The organism is Nonomuraea sp. KM90 (assembly GCF_052246675.1).
In the GTDB taxonomy this organism is placed as follows: Bacteria; Actinomycetota; Actinomycetes; order Streptosporangiales; family Streptosporangiaceae; genus Nonomuraea.
The window spans coordinates 1-622 of sequence record NZ_JBQQCB010000415.1 but is presented as its reverse complement, the minus strand read 5'-3'; the positions used below and the strand labels follow the sequence as shown (position 1 = coordinate 622).

The 622-nt window shown below is 67.7% G+C and carries 1 protein-coding gene; it reads left to right on the top strand.

All coding sequences use genetic code 11. The features are described from left to right. The coding region (locus ACTWPW_RS64535) for an HARBI1 family protein (protein ID WP_443175089.1) at positions 1-622 on the top strand (622 nt) is incomplete at both ends.

Genomic DNA, 622 nt, shown 5'->3' with positions numbered 1-622 from the left:
TAGGCCGCGATCACCACATCTCCCGGGCCACGGCCTACCGCTACATCGCCGAGGGGATCAACGTCCTCGCAGCTCAAGCCCCCGACCTGCACGAGGCTCTGGACCGCGCCCAAGCCGAAGGGCTGGCCTATGTGATCCTGGACGGCACCCTGATTCCAACCGATCGCTGCGCCGAGCAGACCACCAGTGTCAAGGGCGAGCCCATCGACGCCTGGTACTCCGGTAAGGCCCACCGGCACGCCGGCAACATCCAAGCACTTTCGGCACCCGGCGGGCTTCCCCTGTGGATAGCCGATGTCGAGCCAGGATCGGTCCACGATCTGACCGCCGCTCGCGCACACGTGCTGGGCGCGTTGTACGCCGCGGCCGCCACCGGCCTGCCCACCCTCGCCGACAGCGGCTACGACGGCGCCGGAATCGGCATTCATACGCCGATCAAGCAGCCTGACGGCAACCAGATTCTCAGCCCGGACAATCGCACCTACAACCGGCTCCTACGCGCCCTGCGCTGTCTCGGCGAACGCGGGTTCGCCCTGCTCAAAGGCCGCTGGCGGATCCTCCAGCACATCACCGCCAGCCCCAGCGCAATCGGCGACATCGCACGCGCCGCTCTTGTCCTCAC